The 26,980-nt window shown below is 53.4% G+C and carries 23 protein-coding genes and 5 tRNA genes; 24 read left to right on the top strand and 4 right to left on the bottom strand.

What is annotated here, in order from left to right; genetic code table 11:
• The first annotated feature begins 10 nt into the window (after positions 1 to 10).
• Both grcA2 and pflA read left to right on the top strand, forming a co-directional pair.
• Positions 11 to 262, top strand: coding sequence for an autonomous glycyl radical cofactor GrcA2 (gene grcA2 / locus BSR28_RS04420; protein WP_073709859.1), 252 nt, complete (start codon positions 11 to 13; stop codon positions 260 to 262).
• Between the two features lie 106 nt (positions 263 to 368).
• Positions 369 to 1,265: a pyruvate formate-lyase-activating protein gene (pflA, locus tag BSR28_RS04415; protein ID WP_073709860.1), complete on the top strand. Its 897-nt coding sequence runs from the start codon at positions 369 to 371 to the stop codon at positions 1,263 to 1,265.
• Between the two features lie 18 nt (positions 1,266 to 1,283).
• Here pflA and BSR28_RS04410 read toward each other — a convergent pair whose 3' ends face one another.
• Both BSR28_RS04410 and BSR28_RS04405 read right to left on the bottom strand, forming a co-directional pair.
• Entirely contained in the window at positions 1,284 to 2,495 is a 1,212-nt protein-coding gene (locus BSR28_RS04410) for an HRDC domain-containing protein (RefSeq protein WP_073713451.1), read from the bottom strand.
• Positions 2,488 to 3,066, bottom strand: coding sequence for a DUF3000 family protein (locus BSR28_RS04405; protein WP_143237573.1), 579 nt, complete (start codon positions 3,064 to 3,066; stop codon positions 2,488 to 2,490). The genes BSR28_RS04410 and BSR28_RS04405 overlap by 8 nt, the downstream gene beginning before the upstream one ends.
• 114 nt (positions 3,067 to 3,180) lie before the next feature.
• Between BSR28_RS04405 and BSR28_RS04400 the strand changes: the two genes are divergently transcribed.
• On the top strand, positions 3,181 to 4,461 hold the full coding sequence (locus BSR28_RS04400) for a carboxylate--amine ligase (RefSeq protein WP_083563031.1): 1,281 nt from the start codon (positions 3,181 to 3,183) through the stop codon (positions 4,459 to 4,461).
• A gap of 81 nt (positions 4,462 to 4,542) precedes the next feature.
• Here the strand turns inward: BSR28_RS04400 and glgX are convergent, their stop codons facing one another.
• Complete coding sequence (gene glgX, locus BSR28_RS04395; RefSeq protein WP_073713449.1) at positions 4,543 to 6,663, bottom strand: glycogen debranching protein GlgX; 2,121 nt, start codon at positions 6,661 to 6,663, stop codon at positions 4,543 to 4,545.
• A 160-nt stretch (positions 6,664 to 6,823) separates the two neighbouring features.
• Here glgX and BSR28_RS04390 point away from each other — a divergent pair.
• The 17 genes from BSR28_RS04390 to BSR28_RS04310 all read left to right on the top strand — a co-directional run bounded on the left by BSR28_RS04390 (position 6,824) and on the right by BSR28_RS04310 (position 21,489).
• Positions 6,824 to 6,895: transfer RNA gene (locus BSR28_RS04390), tRNA-Val, on the top strand.
• A 95-nt stretch (positions 6,896 to 6,990) separates the two neighbouring features.
• Positions 6,991 to 7,063, top strand: a tRNA-Gly gene (locus BSR28_RS04385).
• 1 nt (position 7,064) lies between these two features.
• Positions 7,065 to 7,136: transfer RNA gene (locus BSR28_RS04380), tRNA-Val, on the top strand.
• A gap of 72 nt (positions 7,137 to 7,208) precedes the next feature.
• Positions 7,209 to 7,281: transfer RNA gene (locus BSR28_RS04375), tRNA-Gly, on the top strand.
• Between the two features lie 35 nt (positions 7,282 to 7,316).
• A tRNA-Cys gene (locus BSR28_RS04370) sits at positions 7,317 to 7,390 on the top strand.
• Between the two features lie 117 nt (positions 7,391 to 7,507).
• Positions 7,508 to 9,496: a threonine--tRNA ligase gene (thrS, locus tag BSR28_RS04365; protein ID WP_089024669.1), complete on the top strand. Its 1,989-nt coding sequence runs from the start codon at positions 7,508 to 7,510 to the stop codon at positions 9,494 to 9,496.
• Positions 9,493 to 10,029, top strand: a complete 537-nt coding sequence (locus tag BSR28_RS04360; protein ID WP_073713448.1) for an HIT family protein — start codon at positions 9,493 to 9,495, stop codon at positions 10,027 to 10,029. The genes thrS and BSR28_RS04360 overlap by 4 nt, the downstream gene beginning before the upstream one ends.
• The gene (locus tag BSR28_RS04355; RefSeq protein ID WP_158020322.1) at positions 10,026 to 11,936 is read left to right on the top strand and encodes a PrsW family glutamic-type intramembrane protease; all 1,911 of its coding nucleotides are present in this window, start codon (positions 10,026 to 10,028) and stop codon (positions 11,934 to 11,936) included. Before BSR28_RS04360 ends, BSR28_RS04355 begins: the two co-directional genes overlap by 4 nt.
• A 96-nt stretch (positions 11,937 to 12,032) precedes the next feature.
• Positions 12,033 to 12,791, top strand: coding sequence for a YebC/PmpR family DNA-binding transcriptional regulator (locus BSR28_RS04350; RefSeq protein WP_073709137.1), 759 nt, complete (start codon positions 12,033 to 12,035; stop codon positions 12,789 to 12,791).
• A 5-nt stretch (positions 12,792 to 12,796) separates the two neighbouring features.
• Positions 12,797 to 13,420: a crossover junction endodeoxyribonuclease RuvC gene (gene ruvC, locus BSR28_RS04345; RefSeq protein WP_073709136.1), complete on the top strand. Its 624-nt coding sequence runs from the start codon at positions 12,797 to 12,799 to the stop codon at positions 13,418 to 13,420.
• 2 nt (positions 13,421 to 13,422) lie between these two features.
• Positions 13,423 to 14,022, top strand: coding sequence for a Holliday junction branch migration protein RuvA (gene ruvA / locus BSR28_RS04340; RefSeq protein WP_073709135.1), 600 nt, complete (start codon positions 13,423 to 13,425; stop codon positions 14,020 to 14,022).
• A 1-nt stretch (position 14,023) separates the two neighbouring features.
• Positions 14,024 to 15,034, top strand: a complete 1,011-nt coding sequence (gene ruvB / locus BSR28_RS04335; RefSeq protein ID WP_073709134.1) for a Holliday junction branch migration DNA helicase RuvB — start codon at positions 14,024 to 14,026, stop codon at positions 15,032 to 15,034.
• Positions 15,035 to 15,080: 46 nt separating this feature from the next.
• Positions 15,081 to 15,440 carry a preprotein translocase subunit YajC gene (locus tag BSR28_RS04330; RefSeq protein WP_083563027.1) on the top strand — a complete coding sequence of 120 codons (360 nt, stop codon included), beginning with the start codon at positions 15,081 to 15,083 and terminating at the stop codon, positions 15,438 to 15,440.
• A 137-nt stretch (positions 15,441 to 15,577) separates the two neighbouring features.
• The gene (gene secD, locus BSR28_RS04325) at positions 15,578 to 17,416 is read left to right on the top strand and encodes a protein translocase subunit SecD (protein WP_073713447.1); all 1,839 of its coding nucleotides are present in this window, start codon (positions 15,578 to 15,580) and stop codon (positions 17,414 to 17,416) included.
• Entirely contained in the window at positions 17,416 to 18,516 is a 1,101-nt protein-coding gene (gene secF, locus BSR28_RS04320) for a protein translocase subunit SecF (protein WP_073713446.1), read from the top strand. The genes secD and secF overlap by 1 nt, the downstream gene beginning before the upstream one ends.
• Positions 18,513 to 19,058: an adenine phosphoribosyltransferase gene (locus BSR28_RS04315; RefSeq protein WP_073709131.1), complete on the top strand. Its 546-nt coding sequence runs from the start codon at positions 18,513 to 18,515 to the stop codon at positions 19,056 to 19,058. The genes secF and BSR28_RS04315 overlap by 4 nt, the downstream gene beginning before the upstream one ends.
• An 85-nt stretch (positions 19,059 to 19,143) precedes the next feature.
• Positions 19,144 to 21,489, top strand: a complete 2,346-nt coding sequence (locus BSR28_RS04310; RefSeq protein ID WP_073713445.1) for a RelA/SpoT family protein — start codon at positions 19,144 to 19,146, stop codon at positions 21,487 to 21,489.
• A 143-nt stretch (positions 21,490 to 21,632) separates the two neighbouring features.
• On the opposite strand, the gene BSR28_RS04305 is transcribed toward BSR28_RS04310, so the two are convergent.
• Positions 21,633 to 22,979 (bottom strand): DUF349 domain-containing protein, encoded by a 1,347-nt coding sequence (locus BSR28_RS04305; protein WP_073713444.1) that lies wholly within the window; start codon positions 22,977 to 22,979, stop codon positions 21,633 to 21,635.
• Between the two features lie 210 nt (positions 22,980 to 23,189).
• On the opposite strand from BSR28_RS04305, the gene BSR28_RS04300 reads away from it, so the two are divergent.
• From BSR28_RS04300 to BSR28_RS04285, 4 genes are all read left to right on the top strand, one after another.
• Entirely contained in the window at positions 23,190 to 23,924 is a 735-nt protein-coding gene (locus tag BSR28_RS04300; protein ID WP_073709128.1) for an MBL fold metallo-hydrolase, read from the top strand.
• A 5-nt stretch (positions 23,925 to 23,929) separates the two neighbouring features.
• Positions 23,930 to 25,276: a histidine--tRNA ligase gene (hisS, locus tag BSR28_RS04295; protein ID WP_073713443.1), complete on the top strand. Its 1,347-nt coding sequence runs from the start codon at positions 23,930 to 23,932 to the stop codon at positions 25,274 to 25,276.
• 66 nt (positions 25,277 to 25,342) lie between these two features.
• The gene (locus tag BSR28_RS04290; RefSeq protein WP_073713442.1) at positions 25,343 to 26,191 is read left to right on the top strand and encodes a ParA family protein; all 849 of its coding nucleotides are present in this window, start codon (positions 25,343 to 25,345) and stop codon (positions 26,189 to 26,191) included.
• Positions 26,188 to 26,979: a segregation and condensation protein A gene (locus tag BSR28_RS04285; RefSeq protein WP_073709125.1), complete on the top strand. Its 792-nt coding sequence runs from the start codon at positions 26,188 to 26,190 to the stop codon at positions 26,977 to 26,979. Before BSR28_RS04290 ends, BSR28_RS04285 begins: the two co-directional genes overlap by 4 nt.
• Position 26,980: the final 1 nt, after the last annotated feature.

Genomic DNA, 26,980 nt, shown 5'->3' with positions numbered 1-26,980 from the left:
AGACCATATAATGGCAACCAAAACTTTCGAAGAGCGTCTAGCCTCGATGCGCGAATCCCGTGACGATAACGGTGGCGTAAAGGGTCTATACCACGCAAACATTAACGTGCTAAACCGCGACACCCTATACGATGCAATGGAAAACCCGGAGAAGTACCCCCAGCTAACCATTCGCGTTTCTGGCTACGCTGTTAACTTCGTTCGCCTAACCCGCGAACAGCAGCTAGACGTCATCTCCCGTACCTTCCACGGTGACCTCTGAGCCGCTGCTTAGAAACTAGTTAGCATTATGGGCCCGGTTCATGCCGGGCCCATAATCATTTTGATCTATCCTAGGATAGTTACTAAAAACCCAGAATGGAGAAGCCATGGAAGAGGTGCGTTTCGACGCCACTCGATACTCTGACGGTTCAACCGGTGAATATCGACCACAACCATTAGATTACGAAGTGCCACGCCTTAAAGGCGCTGGTACAGCCGGAATCGCCGGAGCCCCCCTCATGGATCGACGGGAACACCTAGAAGCGGTACGGCGCGGCGAACTTGGATCAATCCACTCCTGGGAGCTCGTTACTGCAGTAGACGGCCCCGGCACCCGCATGACCATCTTCCTAGCCGGTTGCCCATTGCGATGCCTCTACTGCCATAACCCCGATACTTTCAAAATGAAAGACGGAGAGCCAGTACGCGCAGAAGACTTGCTCTCTCGCATCAGTCGCTACGTACCCATCTTCCGTTCCTCCGGAGGTGGCATCACAATCTCCGGTGGCGAGCCCCTAATGCAACCACAATTCGTAGCTTGGCTGTTACGGGGAGCAAAAGACATGGGTGTCCACACCTGTATCGATACTTCAGGATTCCTAGGTAGGAACCTCACCGATGAAATGATGGCCGACCTAGACCTCGTGCTCCTAGACGTTAAGTCAGGCATCCCCGAAACCTACCGACGTACCACTGGACGCGACCTACAGCCTACGATCGACTTCGGCGATCGACTCAACGCTGCGGGCAAGAAAATCTGGATCCGTTTCGTCGTAGTACCAGGTCTCACCGATGCCCCTGAAAATGTGGAAGCCGTCGCCAACATCGTTAGCCGTTGGGAAAACGTGCAGCGCGTAGAGGTACTCCCATTCCACCAAATGGGACGAGACAAATGGCGCGAGCTAGGGTACGAATACCAACTCGAAGATGTGCAACCGCCCTCGAAGGAGTCGGTCGAAAGCATCCGACAGGTCTTTAGAAGTCGCGGTATCGAAACCTACTGAGACTCTGAAGAAAGAAAACTAAAGTAACTTGAGAAGCTGGGCTTGCTGCCATGGAAGCAAGCCCAGCTCTTCCATTTCCGCAGCATAATCAGGCGCTTCATCTGAAAGTGCATAGTCCGCCCGTAGCCATGCCAAGTGTTTGATCTGTGCTGAAGTCGCAATCAGAACCGACTCAATATCCAGATCGGTTGCTAAACGATTTAGCTTTGCTTTCAAGCTATCGAAACCGCGGCTAGCAGCATCCTTAAGCTCATCCTTACTACCAAAAATGGGAATATATGACGGTGAAGAAGCGGGTTTTACCGGCGGTAGCTCCTCAGGAGGTAGCCAACGGACAGTCTCGACTGCAGCAAGCCAACGCTCCTCATACTGACGGGCTAAAGGAGAACGGAAGGCACGAATCTTCCCCAGATCGCGGCGGTTACGAGGATGCTGGGCAGCAGCGGCCACCAGTGCCTTAGTATTTACAAGCTTCGAAGGAGAGACATCAAGCTCCTTAGCAGCATCGTCTCGTACCTCCCAAAGCTCCTTCAAAAGTGCAAATTCCCGAGGGGAACGCAAAACCCCATGGGCGCCTTTTCGCCAGCGATCAGGTTTCGGCGCACGCGGACCGGCAAGGCGAATGGCTTCACAGCTCTCTTCAAACCATGAAAGACGGTCCAAGTCGTTCAAACGCTCTAGCAGAATTTCACGTAACTGATGCAGTAACTCCACATCCAAAGCAGCGTAACGAAGCCAATCCTGAGGGAGAGGTCTAGTCGCCCAGTTAGCGCGCTGATGGTCCTTATCCAAAGTCAACCCAAGCAGTTGCTCGCAAACCGCCGCCAAACCAAAACGTCGTAGCCCAATAAGTCGAGCTGCAACTGAAGTATCGAAGACCTTCGCCGGACGTAAACCATGCTCCGCAATTCCTCGTAGATCCTGATCAGCATCATGCAAAATCCACTCTTGCTGGCCAACAGAAGCTTGAAGTGAACTTAGATCTTCAACCGCGATGGTATCTAAGAGGAAGGTCTGGCCCCCGGCCACCTTTAACTGAACCAGAACCGTAGGTTCACCGTAACGAAATCCTGAAGCTCGCTCGGCGTCCACGGCGACCGGTCCCGGTTCTGCTAACACTGCCTCACTAACAGACTTTAAAGCCGTAGCAGTATCCACCGGATCCGGAACGCCACGCGTAGGGACCTTTACCAGCCGAAACTCAGAAAGATTTTTAGAACTATCAGACATGATGATGGGTGCTTCTCAAATCACGAACCGGATAGAGGGGAGAAGTGGGCTCATCACCCTCGCAGAAAGTCGCAAGAATGCCCCAGGCTTCGAGATGCGGTGCTAGATCCGTTGACGCTGGAGTCCAGGAGGCCCGCATATCAATATTAGAAACTGGAGCTTGTGGTCTTAACGCACCAAAGCTTTGAGAAGATTCGATGGTCACGGTACCAGATAGATTCGAAGCACCTGCCCCAGAACCATCCAAAGCCTCATGCAACCAATCCCAGGCCACCTGCTTGATCACGGGATCGGCGGCAATTTCATCATCAGTAACCGCCGAAATCATCATGACAATGCGGAAATTCCCCTGCCATTCTTCGACCCATTCAGGATTATAAAAAACTAGAAAACGGCCGTGGGTGGGATGATCCGAATTCTCCCTCGTTTGAAGACTTAAAGCGGCAGAAAAAGGTGCAATATTTCGTGGAGCTGGTACCTCCTCGTATGAAAAATCAGAACTCATCCGCGCTTCACGGAGGGAGCGGAGCGCTGACAAGAAGTCCGCAGGCGGCATATTTTTCTGATTCACACAGGAAAGATACTGCGATTAAAGCACGTCCCATAGTTGCCACGCCGCGCTGTGAACAAGTGTGCCGAAGAAAAACCGATAAAATGCAGGTATCTAAATGAAAGAAGGCACAAGATGGGAACGAATAAGATGAATGAGGCCCGTGGCACGCTTACCTCCACCAAGAATATTGGACTGGTGATGCTAGGCTCCGATACCGGGATTTATGCTTTAGGTCGAGACTTCCACCAGTGCTACGGAATTCGTCCCAAGATTGTGGCGCGTGCTGCCTTTGGTCCGATCAAAGACTCGAAAATCCTAGACGTACATGAGATTGGCCTTGACGTTACCCGACGAGACTACATTGACTACCTAATCGAGCATGCCGAAGAGTTACGGGCCGGCAACGAAAAAACCATCTTGCTATGCAATACCGACCATTTAGTCGAAGCCCTCTGCGAAGCAAAGGACGAACTGGAATCGCTTTACGAACTGGTGATCCCGCCGCTCAAAACCTATGAACGGATTTCCGACAAGGTGGGTTTCGCAGAGCTCTGTGAACAGCTTGAAATTCCTACCCCTAAAACCATCGGAGTACAGTTCGGGGCCGAAGAAAACCCCCAGCTCAACGCACTTGAAGCCGGACTTGAGTTCCCCGTAATTGCGAAACCAGCCCTATCTGCTGACTATGAGAACGTTAAGTTCGAAGGCCAAAAGAAAGTTTTCCAACTTGCCGATCAGACCGAAGTTGATCAGCTGATCCAAACCCTCCAACAGGCTGGATTCCAGGGCCAATTCGTCTTCCAACAAAAGATCAATGGCGACGACACCACGATGCGTTCCCTAACCGCCTACGTAAACCGTCGGGGAGAAGTTACCTTAATGTCGGGCGCACGGGTTCTACTTGAGGACCACGCTCCCGGTTTGATTGGTGTGCCGTTAGCGATGGTGACCCAAGAAATGCCAGAGCTGATGGCACAGGCCAAGAAACTCCTAGAATCAGTTGACTACTACGGTTTTGCAAACTTCGATATCAAGGTAGACAGTGTGTCTGACAAGCCCTACTTCCTAGAAGTTAACCCCCGCATTGGACGCAATGCCTACTACACGGTGGCCGGCGGATCCCATCCGTCATTGGCTGTCATGGAAGATATCTTCGAGGTAGCAGATCCTCGATTCCAGGGCGTGGAACAAGAGGCACTCTATAGCCTAGTAGATGCTTTCCTGCTCAGTCGTTATATTGACGAGGAGGACCGCCGCATGATCTCGAGCCTGCCTAAGGACCGGATTGTGCACCCGCTAAACTACTCCGCGGATAGGGGAGTGAAGCGGATGTTCTACGTTTATGGTTCTACCTTCAAGCAACGTCTCAAGTTCAAGAAGTACTATCCAGTCAGGAACGCTGAAGTTATCTGAAGTAGTTCTGGAAAACCTTGTAAATAGCAATTAGGTGGGGGCTCCGAAATCAATCGGAGCCCCCACCTAATTAGCTAGAACTTATTCAGATTCCGTGTTGGCAACTTCGACAAGGACAACAGTCGAATGCGCCGGAAGCGTGACAGTCGATCCCTCCACGTGGACAGAATCGTCTGAATCATCCGTAGTATTGAGCACTACGCGCCAAGAATCAGAAACTGAGCGATCCGGCAGCGTGAAATCAACCGGTTCCGAAGCTGCGTTAAACAGCAGTAGGAAAGAATCGTCTTCAACCGCGCGACCATAGGCGTCAACCTCAGTGATGGCGTGGCCATTGAGGAAGATCATCAGCGCACGGGCGTAAGCCTGCTGCCACTCATCTTCACGCATGTGCTCGCCTGAGGGATTAAACCACTCGATCTCACGCCAGTCCGATTCGCCACCTCGGGAAGCTGCACCCTTAAAGAAGCGACGGCGTCGGAATACCGGGTGGGAGCGACGTAAATGAATCAGCCGCTTGGTGAAATCCAACAAGGATAGTTCGCTTTCGCTACGATCCCAAGCCATCCAAGAGAGCTCATTGTCCTGGCAATAAACATTGTTATTACCGGACTGGGTGCGACCGTATTCGTCACCATGGGCGAGCATCGGGACGCCCTGAGAAAGCATAAGAGTTGCCAGGAAGTTGCGGTGCTGCTGCTGGCGCAGAGCGAGGATTGCTTGGTCCTCAGTGGGGCCTTCCGTACCGCAGTTCCAAGACCGGTTGTGGGATTCGCCGTCCGCATTCCCCTCACCATTGGCATCGTTGTGCTTGTGGTTGTAGGAAACCAAGTCATGCATGGTGAAACCGTCATGCGCAGTCACGAAGTTAATCGAGGCTACCGGTAGACGGCCAGAGGTCTCATAGAGATCGGCAGAGCCGGTAAAGCGCGAAGCAAACTCTGGCAGGGTAGAGAATTCGCCGCGCCAGAAGTCACGAACAGTGTCGCGATACTTACCGTTCCATTCGGTCCACAGCGGGGGGAACCCGCCAACCTGGTAACCACCGTCGCCAATATCCCAAGGCTCGGCAATGAGCTTAACCTGGCTCACGATCGGATCCTGGTGGATCAAGTCGAAGAAGGCAGAAAGCTTATCTACTTCATGGAACTGACGAGCCAGAGTAGAGGCCAAGTCGAAACGGAAACCATCGACGTGCATCTCTTCAACCCAGTAGCGTAGCGAATCCATGATTAGCTGGAGCACTGCCGGAGAGCGCATGAGTAGGGAGTTACCAGTACCGGTAGTGTCGAAGTAGTGAGCACGGTCCTGATCAACCAGACGGTAGTAGGCAGCATTATCGATGCCGCGGAAGCTGATGGTTGGACCGAGGTGGTTGCCCTCTGCAGTGTGGTTGTAGACCACGTCCATGATTACTTCAATATCGGCATCGTGGAGTGCCTTGACCATAGCTTTAAACTCGGCAACTTCAGAGCCCGGAGTCTTTCCAGAACCATAGGTGTTCTGCGGAGCGAAGAAACCAATCGTGTTATAACCCCAGTAGTTTGTCAGGCCTTGAGCAATCAAGTGCTGGTCTTTCACAAACTGGTGGCAAGGCATAAGCTCGATAGCGGTAATACCCAGTTCTTTTAGATATTCGATGGTTGCCGGGTGAGCAATCGCTGCGTAGGTGCCACGAAGTTCCTCAGGGATATCAGGGTTAGTTTGGGTTAGGCCCTTAACATGAGCTTCATAGATAACACTTTCATGATATTCATGACCCGGGGGGCGATCATGACCCCAATCGAAGTACGGATTGACCACTACCGCGTGCATCGTGTGATCTTTAGAATCCGCCTGATTGCGTTCTTCTGGATTATCGAAACTATATGAGAAGAGCGCAGGATCATCATCAATCTGGCCACAGACGGCGCGAGCATAGGGATCAAGCAAGAGCTTTGAAGGATCGCAACGATGTCCCTGTGCTGGGTCGAAGGGGCCGTAAACGCGGAATCCATAACGCTGTCCAGGGCGTAATCCCGGAAGATAAGCGTGCCAAACGGAGGCGTCGACCTCGGTCAAAGGGATCCGGGTTTCGTTTAGTTCATCATCTAGCAAACACAGTTCTACCGCGGTAGCTACCGATGAATAGAGTGCAAAGTTCGTCCCTGAGCCATCGTAGTTGGCTCCTAGCGGGTAGGGTTTTCCAGGCCAAATTTCCATAACCTTATTGTAGTGAATCTTTCGGGACTCGGCCTACAAGCGAGCGGAGGGAGAAAACAGATTTGGTTTTCATCACAAAAATTATGCGGGTTTTTTAGACAAAAAGCCGTTTTAAAAGTTGCAGATTTATTGGTTTTACGTCTACACTATCTACCTGCTAGGGCGATTGGCGCAGGGGTAGCGCGCTTCCTTCACACGGAAGAGGTCACTGGTTCGATCCCAGTATCGCCCACTGCGCTAGCAACATTTCGGCAGGTATGTGCTATAGTAGTCTGCTGTTGCCGAAAGAAATGATTTTTCGTTTCTCTAGCGCACAAATTGAATATTGCGGATGTGGCTCAGTTGGTAGAGCATCACCTTGCCAAGGTGAGGGTCGCGGGTTCGAGTCCCGTCATCCGCTCGGGCGATTGGCGCAGCGGGAGCGCGCTTCCCTGACACGGAAGAGGTCACTGGTTCGATCCCAGTATCGCCCACTACATCGGTTTAACTGATGTTTTCTGAAGCTTCGGCTTTGGAAGTGCCCAAGAGGGTACAAATTGAATATTGCGGATGTGGCTCAGTTGGTAGAGCATCACCTTGCCAAGGTGAGGGTCGCGGGTTCGAGTCCCGTCATCCGCTCTGGAATCGCCAGGAAGTCTCCTGCTGGTTCTTCCGGTGGGTTGGCCGAGAGGCGAGGCAGCGGCCTGCAAAGCCGTATACACGGGTTCGAATCCCGTACCCACCTCCAATATGTGAATTCTTTAATATTTTGCCCTGTGGATACTTACGTAGACGCGGGGCATTTTTGTGTTTAAACGGTTAAAATGTGAAGCGATTATTCATGCCCAAAAATGGAAGGACCGTCATGGCGGACTCAAACGAACTAGCAGCTGTAGTTGCCCAGAGTGAAGCAACCGGTTTTGATCTTTTCGGTGACAACCGAGAAGTGGTTGCAATGCGGGTTGCGGGAGAACTCTTAGATCTCTCTCGAACCGTTAACGCGGGTACTACCGTTGAGCCGGTTCTAATCAGCTCCGAAGACGGCCTTAACATTTTGCGTCACTCCTGCACCCACGTAATGGCACAGGCAGTGCAGGATATTTTCCCGGATGTCAACCTTGGTATTGGCCCGTTCATTACGGACGGTTTCTACTATGACTTTGGCAATATCGAGGCCGTCACCCCCGAACTGCTTAAAGAAATTGAAAAGCGCATGAAGCGGATTATTAAGTCCAATCAGCGTTTTGTGCGCCGCGATATTTCCGAGGAAGACGCGCGCGTTGAACTAGCTAACCAGCCTTATAAGCTGGAATTGGTCACCACGAAAGGCAACGGGGCAGAAGGGGCTAGCGTTGAAGTTGGCGCCGGCGGCCTAACCATGTACGACAACGTGGACCGCGATGGCAACTGCATCTGGACCGATCTTTGTCGTGGCCCGCACCTACCTTCCACGAAGCTAATTGGTAACGGTTTTGCCCTGACCAAGTTCTCTTCAGCCTACTGGAAGGGTGACCAAGCGAATGACCAGTTGCAGCGTATTTACGGTACCGCTTGGCCGACTAAGGAAGAACTGGTCGCTTATCAAGAGCGCCTTGCTGAAGCGGCAAAGCGTGACCACCGTAAGCTAGGTGCCGAGCTAGACCTCTTTAGCTTCCCTGAGGAACTCGGTGCTGGTCTGCCCGTTTTCCACCCCAAGGGCGGAATTATTCGCCGAGTAATGGAAGATTACGTCCGTCAGGCCCACATCGAAAATGGCTTCCAATACGTGGCCACGCCGCATATTTCAAAGGAAGACCTATTCCATACTTCAGGGCACCTGCCGTACTACGCAGACGGCATGTTCCCACCCATGGACGACGATGGCCAGCAGTACTACCTGAAGGCCATGAACTGCCCCATGCACAATCTCATCTTCCGCTCCCGAGGACGCTCTTACCGTGAGCTTCCCCTGCGACTGTTTGAGTTCGGCACCGTGTACCGTAACGAAAAATCAGGCGTACTTCAGGGCCTAACTCGCGTCCGCATGATTACGCAGGACGATTCGCACTGCTATGTAATGCCTGAGCAAGCTCCGGCTGAAATCAAGCACTTGCTAGGATTTATTACCAAACTCCTGAGCGATTTTGGCTTGCATGATTACTACCTCGAACTTTCGACTCGCGATGAGGATGGAAAGAAGAAAGACAAGTTTATCGGTACTGATGAACAGTGGGAGAATGCCACCAATATTCTTCGTCAGTGTGCTGAAGAATCCGGACTCGAATGGGTACCGGATCCGGGTGGCGCAGCTTTCTATGGCCCCAAGATTTCCATTCAAGCCAAGGATGCTTTGGGACGTACCTGGCAGATGTCGACGATTCAGTACGACTTTAACCAGCCCGAACGCTTCGGCCTTGAATACACCGCACCAGACGGCACCCATCAGCGTCCGGTCATGATTCACGCCGCCAAGTTCGGTTCGATTGAACGCTTCTTCGGAATCCTAGTCGAACACTACGCCGGCGCTTTCCCAGCATGGCTAGCACCGGAACAGGTTCGCCTAGTGCCGGTTGCAGAAGCATTCGATGACTACTGCAAGGATGTCTGCAACCAGCTGCGCGCCCGTGGTGTTCGAGCCGAAGTCGATCTAAGCGACGATCGTTTTGGTAAGAAGATCCGTAATGCCACCAAGGACAAGATTCCCTTCACCCTGATCGCCGGTGGGGATGATGTTGACGCCGGCGCAGTTTCCTTCCGCTACCGCGGTGGTTACCAAGAAAACCAGGTTCCGGTAGCGGAAGCTGTGGACCGCATCGTGGCTGCCATCGAAAGCCGACGCAACGACGATTGCCTACCTGAAGGCGTAGATGCATGATTGAAGCTAACGAGCTTCCAGGGGTCCCAGATGCTTTCCAGCGTCTGTGGACCCCGCACCGCATGGCATACATCGAAGGAGATCACAAACCGCAAGACTCCTCTTCCGACGGTTGCCCCTTCTGTGATGCGCAAAAGCTGAGTGATGAAGAGGGGCTGATCGTTTTTCGCGGCGACGCCTGCTTCGTAGTAATGAACCTATTTCCCTATAACTCGGGACATATTTTGGTACTTCCGAAGCGTCATATTCCCCTCTATACCGATTTAACTGAATCCGAACGACACGAATTCGGCGAAATCACCGCGCATGCGATGAAGGTTCTGGCCAAAGCTACCGGCTGTCAGGGGCACAATCTAGGAATGAACCAGGGGAGTGTGGCTGGGGCGGGAGTCGCGGCCCACCTACACCAACATATTGTGCCTCGCTGGGCAGGAGACGCTAACTTCTTCCCCATAATCGCCCAAACTAAAGCGATCCCTCAACTTCTTGAAAACCAACGCCAAATCCTAGTAAACGTATGGGAGACCGTATGAGTACATATGCAACGCCCGCTGTAAATATGGACGAGTCAATGTACATGACTCATACCTATCCACGCAGCATCCCGCAAAAACCAGTAGCTGAATACAAACCGATTGCCGAGCAGGCAGTGGCAACACTAGTTGTCTTAGGCGGTGGTCTAGCAGTGATCGCTTTTATTGCCACCCTCTCTAGCTTTCAGGGAATAGTTAATCATGGGGTCGCCCCCATCCTGTTAGCTTCTATTCCTGCACTTATTGTTGGTAGTACGATTCTATATTTGGATCGGTTGGAGCCCGAACCATGGCTAATGCTAACGGCAGCATTCCTATGGGGCGCTGGCATTGCTATTTGGGTTGCTTTGATCTTAAATGATGGCTATAGCTATTCACTCTATCGGCAGGGCTACTCAGGGCCTGAAATCTCTTACTATTCAGCGGTTATTGGCGCCCCAATCAACGAGGAATTTATTAAGGCCGTTGGCCTCATTCTCATTGTAGTTTTTGCCCGTCGTAATCTATCTTCGCCCCATGACGGGATGATCTATGGAGCCATGATCGGGCTAGGCTTCGCCGTTGTCGAGGACGTACTCTATTTTTCGAGGGCCGATAACTTAACAGCTAGTTTTATCGGACGCGGCTTACTTACCCCATTTTCGCACTCCATGTTCACCTCGTTGACTGGTCTAGGTATTGCCTGGGGTGTAACAAGGGCGCGAACCAAGGGACTAGCAACTCTAGTTAGTGCCATTGGGCTTATTTCCGCCATGTTGGCGCACTCTCTCTTTAATAATATTGCCTCGAATCTTCATGGTGAAAGCTATGGTGGGGCACTAGCTAATCTGGTCATTTCTGTTTTTCCGCTTTACCTACTCTGGGCTGGACTTTTAGCCTTCGTTAACCTGCGTCAGACCAAGAGCATTCAAAAGGGTCTGGATATTCTTCTAGAGCGCGGTTACATCCTGCCTGAAGAACGTAACTTCATGAGCACCACCCGAAGCCGACGGGACACCCTCAAATGGGCTGCAACCATGGGCTCAGGCTACCGCCGTAAGATGCGTGCATTGCAGCGAGACCTCTCAGCACTAGCGTTATCCCAGCTAAAAGTTCGTCGCTCCCAGGTAGCTGCCACGAAGATTGGCAGCTGGGAAGTGCACCGCTACCGCATTATTAGTAACGAACGACAGCTTTTCTTGACGGATGCGCTAATGCCTCAAACTGGACAGCCTGTGTTCCAGCCCCAGGCACAAGGAACCATGGCACTTGGCGGACCAGCACCGGCAAAAGTCGCTCCCCAAGAGATTCAGAACGTCTTCCGTCCCGAGCAGGCTGTCCCGGAGTTCACTTTGGCCCGACTGGCTCAAAACGAACTACCGCGCCCCAGCGCCCCGGTTACGTTCATGCCTTACCGCCCGGCCGCACGCCTGCTCCCGGCATCCGGTCCGGTTCCAGCACAACCCGGGGACCGCGAATGCGTTCGCACACTAGTATGTGGGCCCAACGGAGAAGTTCTCATGATGCACGGATTCGACCAGCTAGCCCGCGAGCGGACTTGGCTCTATCTGGTTGGTGGCGGGATTGAAAACCCCAACGATCTGGCCGGTGAAGTTATTCGCGAGCTATGGGAAGAAACCGGTATCAAGGTTCCTCGTGAGGCAGTCAGTAGTGAGATTACTTCCGCTCGTATCTGGTTCGATTTCAACGGATACCAGTTCTGGCAGCATGAACGCTACTTCCGAATCAATCTAGGGTTCCTACCAGAGATTACGACTCAGCACTGGACCGCACAAGAAGCGGCTACCAACTATCAGCCGCGTTGGTGGAGTCGAGAAGAACTCCGAGCCTGGGATGCCGCCGGCGGTGAAATCGTGCCAGAGAATCTATTCCAGCTACTATCTATGACGGATGGTGTGAGGAACTAGCACTCGGGATTTACGACCGAACGCGAAATCTACCCTTAATAAGCAAGTAATCGGTTAAACTGACCGATAGCGTAAAAATAAATTTCAGGAGGAAACATGTCGGGACACTCTAAGTGGGCGACCACCAAACACAAGAAGGCCGCCATTGACGCCAAGCGCGGAAAGCTCTTCGCACGTTTGATTAAGAACATCGAAGTTGCTGCACGTACTGGTGGGGGAGACCCGGCTGGTAACCCGACCCTATACGATGCCATCCAGAAGGCAAAGAAGAACTCGGTTCCCGCCGACAACATCGATCGCGCAGTCAAGCGTGGCTCTGGCGCTGAAGCTGGCGGCGCCGACTGGCAGAACATTACCTACGAAGGCTACGGACCCAACGGTGTAGCATTCTTCGTTGAATGTCTAACCGATAACCGCAACCGTGCAGCCTCCGAAGTGCGCGTTGCCTTCTCCCGTAACGGTGGCAACCTAGCCGACCCGGGTTCCGTTGCCTACCTATTCAGCCGCTTCGGGGTAGTCCAGGTAGCAAAGACCGAAGGCGTAGACGAAGACACCCTCTTTGAGGCAGTGCTAGAAGCTGGTGCTGACGAAGTTAACGACCAGGGCGAAATGTTCGAAATCATCTCGGCCGCCACCGACGTGGTTGAGGTTCGTAAGGCACTTCAGGCCGCCGGAATCGACTACGACTCCGCCGAAGTTCAGTGGCTACCCGCCACCACCGTAGAACTAGACGCAGATGGAATGCGCAAGGTCGGTAAGCTGATCGACGCACTCGAAGATTCTGACGACGTTCAGAACGTTTACACCAACCTGTCAGTCAGTGACGAAGTCCTAGCTGAGTTGGAAAACGACTGAAATAAATGCGAATTCTTGGGATTGACCCGGGCTTGACTCGGTGCGGCGTTGGCGTAATTGATGTTGATGCTGCCCGGCAAGCCCGGTTAGTCTTTGTCGGCGTAATTCGCTCAGACACTTCACAAGCCACGCATTTTCGACTTCGCGATATTATGCGGGGTCTAAACGAAGTGATCGCCGAACAAAAACCGGACATGGCGGCTATTGAACGAGTATTCGTACAAGATAACCTCCAGTCGGTAACCACCACCATGATGGTGATGGGAACCGCGATGGCCACTCTAGGAGAAGCTGGACTACCACTAGCGGTACATACCCCCTCGGAAGTAAAAGCTGCTGTCACCGGTAACGGTAAAGCGGGCAAAGCGCAGGTGCAGGCCATGGTGCAGCGAATCTTAAAACTATCCGCTCCGCCAAAACCAGCCGATGCCGCCGACGCCCTCGCAATCGCAATCTGTCAGGCCTGGCGCGGCTCCGGCATCCTAGGTGCAACCGCTGACGAAGACTTTACTGTGTCCCTATCCGGTAAAGTCTCATCCCGCAAACAACTAACCCCCGCACAGGCCCAATGGGCGGCAGCACAAGCGAAGCTGCGTAGAACTGGTGCCGTCGCACCGAAAGGAAAATAATCTTGATTGCTTCCCTTACCGGCCTAGTTCGAAAAGTTCACCTTGACCGAGTCATTATCGAAGTAAACGGCATCGGGTACCTCGTCTATGCGCCAGCGACCACTCTCTCTGGACTCTTCGAAGGCGAGGTCGCAACTCTGCAGACCACACTGATCGTTCGTGAAGATTCCCTAACGCTCTTCGGATTCACCAGCGAAGCAGAGCAGCTAGCCTTCGAATCACTGATCACCATCAATGGCATCGGACCCAAACTGGGCATCGCGATTCTCTCAGTTTACGATGCCGCACAGCTTTCCCAAATCGCGCAAGAAAACAATGAAAAGGCCCTGATAAAGGTCCCCGGCATTGGAAAGAAAGGCGCCCAAAGGATCATCATTGAGCTCAAGGACAAGCTAGCTGGAATCGCTCCCGCCGCAGCCAGCACGGTCAGTACTCTAGACTCAGTGAACAACCCGAATGCCGAACAGGTAGTGTTAGCTCTTACCCAGTTGGGATGGCAAAAGCACCAGGCGCAGTCGGCAGTCGACAAAGTACTGCAATCTCACCCAGATGCCACGCCTGAGCTTATCCTGCGACTGGCCCTACAGGTTCTAGGAGGCTGATTTGGAATCAATCGTCACCCCCAGCGCAAACGAAGCCGAACGCGCAGCAGAATCAGCTCTACGTCCCAAGCTACTTGAGGAATTCGTCGGACAAAAGAAGCTACGCAAACAGCTAGGCCTAGTACTCGATGCCGCCCGGATGCGTGGCAACAGTGCCGACCACATCCTACTTTCAGGTCCTCCCGGACTTGGTAAAACCACCCTCGCAATGATCGTTGCCGCCGAAATGGGCGTTAATCTACGTCTGACCTCCGGCCCAGCGATCCAGCACGCTGGCGATTTAGCGTCAATCCTATCTTCCCTCCAAGAAGGGGATGTTCTATTCATTGACGAAATCCACCGCCTAGCGCGTCCGGCTGAGGAAATGCTCTACCTAGCGATGGAAGATTTCCGCGTAGACGTGGTCGTTGGTAAAGGCCCCGGAGCTACCTCGATCCCACTTACCCTGCCACCCTTCACCGTCGTCGGTGCCACCACCCGCGCTGGTTTACTACCAGCCCCATTACGTGACCGTTTCGGTTACACCGGGCACCTAGAGTATTACGAGGACGAAGAACTAGAACGAATCATTACTCGTTCAGCAGGCTTGCTTGAAACCAAGATTTCGGCCCCCGCAGCGAAGGAACTAGCCTGCCGCTCCCGTGGTACACCCCGTATTGCCAACCGCCTGCTCCGACGCGTCTGCGATTATGCACAGGTACACGGTGACGGCGAAGTCGGGCTCGAATCCGCCCAGCATGCCCTAGAACTATTCGAGGTTGATCCGCTGGGCCTAGATCGCCTTGACCGGATGGTAATCGAAGGCTTGTGTAAGCGATTCGGGGGAGGGCCGGTAGGCGTTACCACCCTCTCTATGTCGATCGGGGAGGAACCAGAAACGGTAGAGACCGTAGCTGAGCCCTACCTGGTCCGTGAAGGCTTTATCATCAGGACTCCACGTGGACGTCAAGCAACTCAAAAAGCATGGGAACATCTAGGGTTAACTGCTCCCAGCGGTGATACCCTGATCTAGACTAAATCGAAACTCGAACCTAAGACTTTTCAATAAAGGGAGAAAAATGGATCCGAATACCTTAATGCTGATTACGATCGGCGTATTCTTCGTGGCGATGCTGGTACTGTCCTCCAAAGGGGCCAAGCGTCAGCGTGCTGCCATGGAAGCCGAACGTGAAAAGGCACTTCAGCTAGGTAACTGGGTAATCACCACCAGTGGTTTCTACGGTAAAATCGTTGATCTTGATGGTGATGTTGTGACGCTAGCGACCCCCATGGGAGACGAAACCTACTGGAACAAGCGCTTTATCGTTCGCGCCGAAGAGCTACCCCTTTCAGTCTTGGAAGGCACCCTTGAAGAGCCTGAAGAAGAGCTCGAAATTGTTGACGAAGTAGTTAACGACGAAGACCCCCAGAATTCCTGATTCTTTTCAGTCAGTGCCGCCTCAATCGTGGTGGACTGTGGTCCACGACGCCGTAAAACACAATCGGCACCGTGGTGATGTAGAATCTTCGCGGAGAAACTCGCATCTTTAGATGCCCTAACAACGGAAGAAGAACCGTGGCAGATACCCGGATTAAAAAAGCCCGGCGACCGCTGATCGTATTCCTTACGATTCTGGTGATCGCTGCGATTACCCTAGGCGTTGGCAGCTATCTAGGGAAAGCTTCATGGAAGCCTAAGCTAGCACTAGACCTTGAAGGTGGTACCCAGCTGGTACTGACCCCGACCGCAACTGAAGGAAAAGTTGCTAAGGACGGTCGCACCGAAGTTACTAACGAGGACCTAAACCAGGCTATCGACATTATCCGACAGCGTGTTGACGCTTCAGGTGTGTCTGAAGCCGAGATTACCTCTCAGGGTGGTCAAAACATTGTGGTTTCGCTGCCTGGCAAGCCCTCAGAAGAGACCCTCAACCTAGTTCGTAAATCCGCGGTCATGGTATTCCGCTCAGTTCTTCGCGATTCGCACCAGGTGGCCGCTGTTAGCCCCAAGGCCTTCGAAGAACAAGCTAAGCAGCTAGCGGTAACCCCCGAAGGCCCCCAAAAGCCGGAAGAAACCGCGCAGCGACTGGCAGCCCTAAAACAGGCTGAAGAACTCTCCAAGCTATCCCCGGAAGAGATCGCCACCCGACTGGCCGATGAAAACCACGACGGCAAGATCTCAGACACTCCGGCCTCGGCTCCCAAGGACAACTCCGATCCTGCCTGGATTACGGAAAAGACTCTCTACGATTTCTACCTGCTAGATTGCTCTGATCCCACCAAACTTAACGACAACCGGATCGAACCCGATGACAAAGCAATCGCTGCTTGTGGTTCAGAAGGACACTCTAAGTACATTCTTTCTCCGGTAGACATCCAGGGTTCCGAAATCAAGAACGCCACCGCTGGCCTAGAACACAGTGGCCCCAACGGTGCTACTACCGGTCAGTGGGAAGTCGTTCTCGAATTCAACTCCAAGGGCACCGATCAGTTCACTCAAGTCTCACAGCGCCTATTCAACCTAAAGGCCACCGATCCCGTCCGCAGTCGTTTTGCGATCATGCTAGATGGGGTGGTCATCTCGGCTCCGAGCATGAACGCCGTGATTTCTGGCGGTAGCGCACAGATCACCGGTAACTTCAACTCAAAGTCTGCCACCGCGCTGGCAAACCAGTTGAAGTTTGGTTCTTTGCCGCTAACCTTCAAAGTCGAATCAGAACAGCAGATTTCGGCAACACTAGGTTCTGACCACCTACAGAAGGGCCTCTGGGCCGGTCTGATCGGTCTACTACTAGTGATCGTCTACCTAGCTTGGAGTTACCACGGGCTAGCCCTAGTGGCACTGGGATCACTACTCATGGCTGCTATCTCAACCTACCTAGCAGTAGTACTACTGGGTTGGCAGATGGGCTACCGCCTATCCCTACCCGGTGTCACCGGCTTGATCATTTCGATCGGTATCACCGCGGACTCCTTCATCGTTTACTTCGAACGCATCCGTGACGAAGTCCGTGACGGCGCAAACCTAGTTAACGCAGTCGAGACCGGTTGGGAACACGCCAAGAAGACCATTCTTATCTCTGACGCCGTTAACATCCTAGCCGCCGTAATCCTTTACGTACTGGCAGTTGGTGGCGTGCAGGGCTTCGCCTTCACCCTAGGCCTCACAACTCTGATCGACTTGGCCGTAATCTTCATGTTTACCCACCCGATCCTAGTTATGCTGCTGAAAGTCCCGTTCTTCGGTGAAGGTCGTAAGTGGTCAGGCTTTGACGCTGAAACCCTAGGTGCAACTCCCACCATCTACGCCGGCCGCGGTCGCGTTCGTGCACCTCACGAACGTCGCAGCATCGCTGACCGTCGAGCTGAACGCAAGAATGAAGCTGAATCCGCTAATGAAGAGGAGGCCAACTGATGGCTAGCCTAGCAACCCTAGGGCGTGAACTGCACTCAGGTGAACGCTCATTTAACGTCATTGGTCGGCGCAAGCTCTTCTTGTCGATCTCTCTAGCCTGTATCCTGCTGGCCTCGCTAGCACTGGGCGTCCTACGACTGAACCCCAGTATCGAGTTCCGCGGTGGTTCTGAATTCACCATCAGCCAGGTACAGACCACTGATCAGCAAGTCGCCTACGACGCACTTAAAAAAGCCAAGGTGGAAGACGGCGCTCGCGTGTCAAACGTTGGTTTGGACGGTATCCGAGTCCAGACTCAATCACTAAGCTCCACCGAAACCAGCAAGGTAGCCGAAGACCTAGCCAAGGCCTACGGGGTCGGTACTGACAAGGTCACCTCCACCTTCGTGGGTCCCTCCTGGGGTGCTGGTGTGACTAAGAAAGCCGCGACCTCGCTGGTTATCTTCCTAGTCTTCGTCTCCCTGCTGATGACGGTTTACTTCCGCAACTGGCGAATGGCAGCCTCGGCGCTTTTCGCACTTTTGAACGACATGTTCGTCTTGATCGGCTTCTTCGCAATCACCCAGGCGGAAGTCTCTCCGGCAACCGTAATCGGCTTCCTCACGATCTTGGCGTATTCACTTTACGATACCGTGGTCGTCTTCGATAAGGTTCGTGAACTAACCAAGGGCTATGAGGGGCAGTACCGCTACACCTACGGTGAGTTGGTGAACTTGTCCGTCAACCAGACCTTCGTTCGTTCGATTAACACCTCGGTAGTGGCACTACTACCTGTTGCTTCCATTTTGATTATTGGTAGCGTACTGCTTGGTGCCGGTACTCTTCGTGATATCTCCCTGGCCCTATTCGTAGGTATGATCGCTGGTGCGTTCTCATCCCTCTTCATTGCCTCACCTTTCCTTAGCTGGTTGCACGACCGTACTGAGGCTGGTAAAACTCATAATGAAGCCGTTGCTGCTCGCCGAGCAACCGACGGTGAACTTCACGAGACCGGGGTTAAAGACATCAATGGCCCACGAGTGAAGGTAGCTCCACTACAAGCCGGCGGCCACCTTGGCCAAAGCGCCCAACCGAAACGAAAGAAGCGCAGTAAACGATGAGCACAACCCCAGAGCTCGACCGCGAACTAGCGGAACTCATTCAGAATAACCTCCGAGAGATCCCAGATTTCCCAGAACCTGGTGTCCTGTTCCGCGATATCACTCCGCTACTTGCTAACGGTCCCGCTTTCGCCAAACTCATTGATGGTCTAGCGGAAAAGTACCGCGGTAAGGTTGACGCGATCGCCGGTCTAGAATCTCGCGGATTTATCCTCGCAGCTCCGCTAGCAATCGCCCTGGGCGTCGGGATGCTAACCATCCGTAAAGCCGGGAAACTACCCGGCCCCGTGCTAGGTGTAGACTACGAACTCGAATACGGCTCCGCCCGTATGGAGATTCGTCCTGACTCGGTAAAAGAAGGCGACCGCGTTTTGATTATCGATGACGTGCTAGCCACCGGTGGAACCGCTGCTGCGGCCATCGAGCTGGTAGAAGCTTCGGGCGCAGAAGTAGAAGGCATCTGTGTCCTCATGGAACTTCTTGCCCTCAAGGGACGGGACAAGCTTCCCGGCCGTGAGGTAGCCGCACTGCTCTCATTCTGAGCCGCTGAGCTGCTAAAGCTGTAATCTCGGGCCTATTTCGTCAATAATTTGGCGGAATAGGCCCGAAGTCTCATACAATAGAGGAATGAACGATACACCAGCTCAAAGTCGCGACCAGGGGAGCGTGGTTCCGGGATCACGCGTTCGTTCTTCTTTGCTTCGATTCGGTTCCCGTAAACGAACCACAGCGCCAGAAATCGAACCCCTAGTGCGAGCGCTAAAAGCGCACCACCCCAAGGCAGACATCGAGCTGGTAGAGCGTGCCTACGCGCGCGCAGCGGAACTCCACAAAGAACAAAAACGCAAATCTGGAGAGCCCTACATTACGCACCCCGTGGCCGTAGCGACCATCTTGGCGGAACTGGGCATGACCACCACGACGCTTGCCGCTGCACTGATGCACGATACCGTTGAGGACACCGATTACACCTTGGAAGAACTAGAAGCCGAATTCGGCCCGCAGATTGCCCTGCTGGTAGATGGTGTTACCAAACTAGACAAGGTTAAGTACGGCGAAGCAGCCGCGGCGGAAACCGTCCGAAAAATGATCTTGGCGATGAGCCAAGATATCCGCGTCCTAGTTATCAAACTAGGGGACCGCCTCCACAACGCCCGTACCTGGAAGTACGTGCCTGCCGCCTCGGCCCAAAATAAGGCGAAAGAGACACTAGAAATCTACGCGCCACTAGCACACCGGCTAGGTATGAATACCGTGAAGTACGAGTTGGAAGAACTCGCCTTTAAGACCCTCTATCCAGGCCGCTACGAAGAGATCGATAACCTGATTGCTGAACGGGCTCCCGCCCGTCGTCAATACCTACAAGAGATCATCCTGCAGATTGAGGAAGAACTACGCCAAGCTGGCATTAAAGGCACCGTCTCCGGACGACCCAAACACCACTACTCGATCTACCAAAAGATGATTGTCCGTGGCCGCGAGTTCGACGAAATCTACGACCTCGTCGCCGTCCGAGTGCTGGTGGAGAGCGTCCGTGACTGCTACGCGGTCCTAGGCGCCCTGCACTCAAAGTGGCACCCCCTAGCTGGACGCTTCAAAGACTATATTGCAATGCCCAAATTCAATATGTATCAGTCTTTGCACACCACAGTGGTGGGCCCCGGCGGGAAACCCCTAGAGGTCCAAATTCGCACCTTTGAGATGCACCGACGTGCCGAATACGGCGTTGCTGCCCACTGGAAGTACAAGGCGGACCCAAATGCGACTGGGCCTCGGCCGGATAAAAACCAGCAGGACGACGAACAGATGGGTTGGCTACGTCAGCTAGTCGACTGGCAGTCCGAAACTCAAGACCCTGAAGAATTTCTAGACTCGCTGCGCTATGAAATGTCCGGCAATCAGGTCTACGTCTTCACCCCTAAGGGTTCGATTATTGCTCTGCCGCAGGATGCCACCCCGATTGACTTCGCCTACGCGGTACATACCGAGGTCGGGCACAAGACCGTCGGCGCCAAGGTCAACGGCCGTCTAGTACCGCTAGACTGGACGCTCGAAAACGGTGACAAGGTTGAAATCCTAACTTCACATGCCGAAAAGGCCGGCCCCAGTCAAGACTGGATGAAGATCGCGAAATCCCAGCGAGCCCGAAACAAGATCAAGCAGTGGTTCTCTAGGGAACGCCGTGAAGAGGCAATCGAAACTGGTAAGAGTGAGCTCGCTCAGGTCATGCGCAAGCAGAACCTACCATTAAGGCGTCTACTCAACCACGAAAGCCTACTAGCAGTAGCTACCGATATGGGCTATGTAGAGGTCTCGGGTCTCTACGCCGCTATTGGTGAGCACCAGGTTTCTGCCTCCAACGTCATCAACCGACTACTGGAACTACACGGTGGCGCAGATGGGGTAGAGGAAACCCTTTCTGAAGCAGTTACCCCCACCAAAACCTCCTCACGTCCGCGACGGGCACAGTCTCGTACCGGTATCGAGGTTGCCGGCCTAGAAGGTGACGATGCTCTGGTCAAGTTGGCTAAATGCTGTACTCCAGTTCCGGGCGATAAGATCATCGGTTTCGTAACTCGTGGCTCAGGTGTATCAGTACACCAAGAAAGCTGCGTTAACGTGGCTGCTCTTCAAAATGAGCCAGAGCGTCTAATCGAAGTTCACTGGATCAAGGACCCGAGGGCCACCTTCGAGGTCAAGATCGAAGTGGAAGCACTAGACCGTGCCTCATTGTTAATGGATCTTTCTCAGGTAATTTCCGGTTACCAAGCTGATATCCGTTCCGGCGCTTTCGAAGTTACCGCTGACCGAGTCAGCCGTACTCGTTTCACCCTTGAAATGGCTGAGGCTGCACACCTCAATGCGATCCTTAATGCCCTGAAGAAGGTCGATGGGGTCTATGACGTCAAGCGCGTTACCAGCGCCCAAGGCAAGAAGAAGAAAAAGTCGAAGAAGGACGAGGGCGACGAGTAACCTTTACGCCGAGTAGCTCTCGCGCAGCATTATTCTCACTCAGATTAACGTTTGCGTCGAGGCGCTTCTTACACCTCGTCTACACAAAAGTTTGGGGCTGACTTCCAACTTGGAAGTCAGCCCCAAACTATGACTTAAAGGGTTCAGTCAACGTTATTCTTGATCTGCTCCAACCAAGCTACGCGAGCTGAACGTGCGGACTCAAGCTCCGCCAGCGACTTCTGATCACCATCAGCCTTCGCCTTTTCGATATCAGCATCAATCTGTTCGATCAAAGCTTCTAGCTGACCAAGCATGCCCTCTGCACGAGCCTTGGTCTCTGGGTTGGACTTGCGCCAAACCTCTTCTTCAGCGTTACGAATGGCTTCTTCAACTGCACGCATACGACCTTCAATACGCTTAACATCGTTACGGGGTACGCGACCAATCGCATCCCACTGATCCTGTAGCGGTCGAAGTGCAGCTTTAGCAGCTTCGATATCAGTTACGGGAAGAATCGCTTCAGCCTTTTCTAGCAGAGCTTCCTTCTGCTTGAGGTTCTCAGTGAACTCTTCGTCCATGGCGCTATTAGCAGCCTTACGGGCATCAAAGAACTTCTGCTGGGCGTCACGGAAACGCTCCCAAAGTGCATCATCGTCCTTACGAGAAGAACGACCAGCAGCTTTCCACTGATCCATCAGGCCACGGTACGCAGCTGAGGTAGCACCCCAATCAGTGGAGGTGGACAGTGCCTCAGCTTCAGCGATCAGCTTTTCTTTGGTGGCCTTGACTTCTGCCTGGCGGGCATCAAGGGCTGAGAAGAACTGACGACGCTGACGATCGAAGAGGGTACGGGAAGCAGAGAAACGCTTCCAGAGGGCATCCTCAGCAGCACGTTCAAGCTTCGGGCCCCGCTTCTGAGCCTGCTTCCACTGGTCAAGCAAGTCGCGTAGTTGCTGACCGGAATTCTTCCACTGAGTACGTTCAGGATCCTGGTTTGCCAAGGCCTCAGCGGCCTCTACAATCTTGGTACGCTCTGCAAGGGCCTGTTCGCGAGCGGCAGCGCGAGCAGCGCGAGCTTCCTCTTTGCGCTGCTCTGCCTGGCTAGCAATATTTTCTAGACGCTGACGAAGTGCGGGAAGATCGCCCACTGCAGCCGGTTCTTCCAACTGCTGCTTCAATGAGGACAGAGTCGAATCAATATCCTTGGGGGAGAGGTTCGGAAGACGATCTGAGAACAACTTAACCTGGGCTTCGAGGTCAAGGAAGCGACGGATGTAAAGCTCTAGCCCGTCCTCTGGCACGCCATCGGCATACTGGCCAATTTGACGCTCTGATTCCCCATCACGAACCCAAACAGTGCCATCAGCGTCGATGCGACCGAACTGACTGTTAGATTGCTCAGCAGCTGTTAAAGCAACTGGGGTCGGGGTTACAGAGGCTTCAGTTTCAGCCGTTTTTGCGGGCTCTGCAGCTTCAGGGGTCGGGGTTGGAATTTGATTCTCAGACACGATAATCCTTTATCAAGACGGGGTTAAGGCAATGCCACAACCGTTCACTGGCTAGAAAACAGCTGGTTACCCAAAAGCACCTTTGCTGTGTTCCTTGTAACAGCTTATCTTTTGGGGCTCCAAAAGGCCACAGGAAGCCGAAAAATGCGGCTTATTTGCCACTATCGGTGAATTTCACGAACTAATCACACAACAGGTAAAATAGACGATATGCGAATTGAGAGAATTACAGCACCGCTTTTTGCTGCCAATGCCTACCTTATTTCCCATGAGGGAAAAGGCGTGGTTATTGATCCCGGTGCCGGAACTGCGGAAAAGATTAAAGCAACTGCCCAAGCCAACGGTGTTGAGCTAGTAGCGTCACTAGCTACTCACGGGCACGCTGACCATATTTGGGATGCCGGCAACCTAGAAATTCCTCTCTATATCTCTGAACCGGACGCCTACCGACTAGAGGATCCAATTAAAACCACCGCAGGGTCAGTACTTCCCATGCAGAGTGCGATTGCCCCCTACCTACCTTGGAATCCACCTAAAGAAGTCCGAATTTATGAGCCTGAAACCTTTACGAGTGCGACTACACCAGCTCCCGGAATTAGTTTCCGTGGTTTGCCCACGCCAGGTCACTCCGAGGGGTCGATCATCTTGCTCCTAGCCGGAGCGCCCTCGGAAAATCTTGAGTTTGCCCAGGGAGACCCGACATTCGCGCGCCCCCTCAAGAGCGAGGATCAGCTAGTCTTTACTGGTGATTTGATCTTTGCCGGTTCCGTAGGGCGCCAGGATCTACCCGGCGGTGATGTCAAAGAAATGCGACACTCACTACGAACCTTCGCTAATGTGATCGATCCCCGCAGCGTACTACTGCCAGGTCACGGACCTTTGACTACCTTAGAACGTGAAATAGAAACAAACTCTTACCTCCGCCAAGCACGAAAGATCGGTTAAGACACATGCCTCGTCCAATTGCCTCCATTTCCGGATTCCCCGAATGGCTCCCGCAGGAGCGCCTCGTAGAACAGCTAGTCCTAGACCAGTTGCGCGAAGTTTTTGAACTAAACGGTTTTTCGCCGATCGAAACCCGCGCGGTAGAGCCGCTCTCTCAGCTACTACGTAAGGGAGAAACTAGCAAAGAGATTTATCTGCTTTCACGTCTTCAGGGCGAGGCCGCCGAAGAAGCCAGTTTGGATCCCAAGCGACTTGGATTGCACTTTGACCTGACCGTGCCCTTTGCCCGCTACATCAGTGAGAACGCTGGAAAGCTCGCCTTCCCCTTCAAGCGCTACCAGATTCAAAAAGTCTGGCGTGGCGAACGTCCTCAGGACGGACGCTACCGTGAATTCATCCAGGCGGATATTGACGTGGTCGGACAGGGCGAACTAGCCTTCCACCACGAAGTTGAACTCCCGCTAGTGATGGCACGCGCACTCAGCGCACTGGGGATCCCGGCCTTCAAGATCCACGTTAATAACCGCAAACTAGTCCAAGGCATCTGCCAGGCAAACGGGGTCGAAGATGTGGAAGAAGCCCTCCGGATCCTTGACAAGCTGGACAAGATCGGGGCCGACCAAGTCTCTGAAGAACTAATCAAGAACGGGATCTCGGAGTCCGGTGCCGCCACGATCTTGAAGATGGCCCAGATCAGTGGTGACGCCCAGACAGTATCAGCAGCCCTAGCTGAGTTTGGCGTCGAAAACGACCTATTCGAAGAAGGCAAGAACGAGCTACTCGCTCTACTTGAGGAAGCCGAAAAACGTGCTCCCGGCGTGGTTATCGCCGACTTGAAGATCGCTCGCGGTCTGGACTACTACACCGGCTCAGTCTACGAATCCTTCATCGCTGGTCATGAAGACCTAGGATCAATCTGCTCTGGTGGCCGCTACGATAACCTGATCACGGTCGGTAATAAGACCTATCCGGGCGTGGGCCTATCTATTGGGGTTTCCCGACTGCTAGCTCGTATGCTCGGGGAAGACCTACTTACCGCCTCGCGCCCCACTCCGACAGCCGTACTAGTGGCCGTTAATGATGAAGCCACTCGCAGCGAATCTAACCGAATCGCAGATGCCCTTCGTGAACGCGGTATCCCCACGGATGTCGCCCCGAAGGCAGCGAAGTTTGGCAAGCAGATTCGTTTTGCTGACCGCCAAGGCATTCCTTACGTCTGGTTCCCCGCCACCGAAGAGGGAGAGGCTGACCAGGTCAAGGACATTCGCTCTGGTGAGCAGACTGAAGCGGATCTAAGCACTTGGCAGCCTGAGGCAGCCGATCTTCGAGTACGAATTTCGCGTCCAAACTAAATGACACTAACTGTGCTGCGCGCTACAATAAGCACAAGCAGCCCCTAGGACAAAGGTAAATAAAACGTGAAGCAGGGAAGCCTAATTCCAATCGGCCAGGACTCTCAGTTCCCCGAACCTCCAGAATTGGAAAGCCACGGGCCCGCCCGGGTCATTGCCATGTGTAACCAAAAGGGCGGAGTCGGTAAAACCACCTCCACCATTAACCTTTCGGCGGCACTGGCAGAGTACGGACGACGCGTTTTAATCGTCGACTTTGACCCCCAGGGAGCAGCCTCTGTCGGCCTAGGCGTCAATGCCCACGAAATGGACACCACCATCTATAACCTGCTCATGCAGCCTCGCCTAGATGTCCGCGAAGTCATTGCCCACACGTCAGTCGAAGGACTAGACGTGCTGCCGGCCAATATTGACCTGTCAGCCGCAGAAGTACAACTAGTTAACGAGGTGGCCCGCGAACAGGCCCTACTGCGTGTCTTAGAACCGGTGATGGGGGAGTACGACCTCATTATCATCGACTGCCAGCCCTCCCTAGGATTGCTGACCGTAAACGCTTTGACCGCGGCCCACGGTGTCGTCATCCCACTAGAAGCTGAATTCTTCGCCCTGCGTGGTGTGGCCCTACTAGTCGAAACTATCGATAAGGTGAAGGACCGCCTCAACCCCAAGTTGAAGATCGACGGCATCCTACCGACCATGGTGGATACCCGTACCCTGCACACCCGGGAAGTACTAGAACGACTAGAAGAAGCCTTCGGGGATACGGTCTTCGAAACTAAGATCCGCCGGACGGTTAAATTCCCTGACGCGTCAGTTGCTACTGAACCGATTACCACCTATGCCCCGAACCATGCGGGTGCCGAGGCCTATCGTCAGCTAGCCCGGGAAATGATTCACCGCGGCTGCGTGGCGTGAGCGCAGTAAAGGCATCTGAACCAGCCGAAGAAACAGGCTTTGAGGTCCATCTGGAAAACTTCACTGGACCTTTTGACCTACTGCTCTCACTTATCGCCAGAAGACAGCTGGACGTAACCCAGCTGGCGCTTTCACAGGTCACTGACGAGTTCTTAACCTACCTAAAAAAGATCTCGGACTATAACCTCGCCTCGGAATTCCTGGTGGTGGCAGCCTCACTACTTGACCTCAAAGCCGCCCGGCTTCTACCTAACGAGGTAGTTGAAGACCCGGAAACGCTCGCTAGCCTAGAAGCCGCTGACCTGCTGTTTGCTCGGCTGCTACGCTACCGCGCTTACAAGCAACTGTCCCAATACCTAGCTGAGCGCTACGAAGAATACCGAACCGTGCTACCTCGGGAAGTAATGCCTCCTGAGGAGCTCACTAGGGGACTGGCGCCACTGCGACTTAGGCTCCCTAAAGAACGCCTGCTAGAAGCCTATCTAGACCTGAGGGATCGCGAACCCGAAACCGTCTCTATCGACCACGTTCACCAGCCCCTAGTCGCAGTAGCCACCCAGGTGCGGCAACTACATCGAAGGTTACTGGCTGGGCCGTGCACCTTCGAGGATTTCATTGGCAAAGACAGTAACGTGCAAACCGTAATTGCTAGCTTTCTGGCGGTCTTAACCATGTATCGCGATGGGGTCCTAGATGTGCAACAAGCCGGTGCTGGGGAAAGTATTTACCTGGAACTGACTGGAAAACCCATGCCGATTATTGATGATCAAGAAATGGAGCTGAACTAGG

The organism is Boudabousia liubingyangii, from assembly GCF_001907245.1.
Taxonomy (GTDB): domain Bacteria; phylum Actinomycetota; class Actinomycetes; order Actinomycetales; family Actinomycetaceae; genus Boudabousia; species Boudabousia liubingyangii.
Note: the sequence above shows the minus strand (reverse complement) of the source record. Positions and strands in the feature narration are given on the sequence as shown.

Coding starts and splice junctions, on each gene's coding strand:
- grcA2 (WP_073709859.1), top strand. CDS start 11: ATGGCAACCAAAACTTTCGAAGAGCGTCTAGCCTCGATGCGCGAATCC.
- pflA (WP_073709860.1), top strand. CDS start 369: ATGGAAGAGGTGCGTTTCGACGCCACTCGATACTCTGACGGTTCAACC.
- BSR28_RS04410 (WP_073713451.1), bottom strand. CDS start 2,495: ATGTCTGATAGTTCTAAAAATCTTTCTGAGTTTCGGCTGGTAAAGGTC.
- BSR28_RS04400 (WP_083563031.1), top strand. CDS start 3,181: ATGGGAACGAATAAGATGAATGAGGCCCGTGGCACGCTTACCTCCACC.
- glgX (WP_073713449.1), bottom strand. CDS start 6,663: ATGGAAATTTGGCCTGGAAAACCCTACCCGCTAGGAGCCAACTACGAT.
- thrS (WP_089024669.1), top strand. CDS start 7,508: ATGGCGGACTCAAACGAACTAGCAGCTGTAGTTGCCCAGAGTGAAGCA.
- BSR28_RS04360 (WP_073713448.1), top strand. CDS start 9,493: ATGATTGAAGCTAACGAGCTTCCAGGGGTCCCAGATGCTTTCCAGCGT.
- BSR28_RS04355 (WP_158020322.1), top strand. CDS start 10,026: ATGAGTACATATGCAACGCCCGCTGTAAATATGGACGAGTCAATGTAC.
- BSR28_RS04350 (WP_073709137.1), top strand. CDS start 12,033: ATGTCGGGACACTCTAAGTGGGCGACCACCAAACACAAGAAGGCCGCC.
- ruvC (WP_073709136.1), top strand. CDS start 12,797: ATGCGAATTCTTGGGATTGACCCGGGCTTGACTCGGTGCGGCGTTGGC.
- BSR28_RS04330 (WP_083563027.1), top strand. CDS start 15,081: ATGGATCCGAATACCTTAATGCTGATTACGATCGGCGTATTCTTCGTG.
- secF (WP_073713446.1), top strand. CDS start 17,416: ATGGCTAGCCTAGCAACCCTAGGGCGTGAACTGCACTCAGGTGAACGC.
- BSR28_RS04315 (WP_073709131.1), top strand. CDS start 18,513: ATGAGCACAACCCCAGAGCTCGACCGCGAACTAGCGGAACTCATTCAG.
- BSR28_RS04310 (WP_073713445.1), top strand. CDS start 19,144: ATGAACGATACACCAGCTCAAAGTCGCGACCAGGGGAGCGTGGTTCCG.
- BSR28_RS04300 (WP_073709128.1), top strand. CDS start 23,190: ATGCGAATTGAGAGAATTACAGCACCGCTTTTTGCTGCCAATGCCTAC.
- hisS (WP_073713443.1), top strand. CDS start 23,930: ATGCCTCGTCCAATTGCCTCCATTTCCGGATTCCCCGAATGGCTCCCG.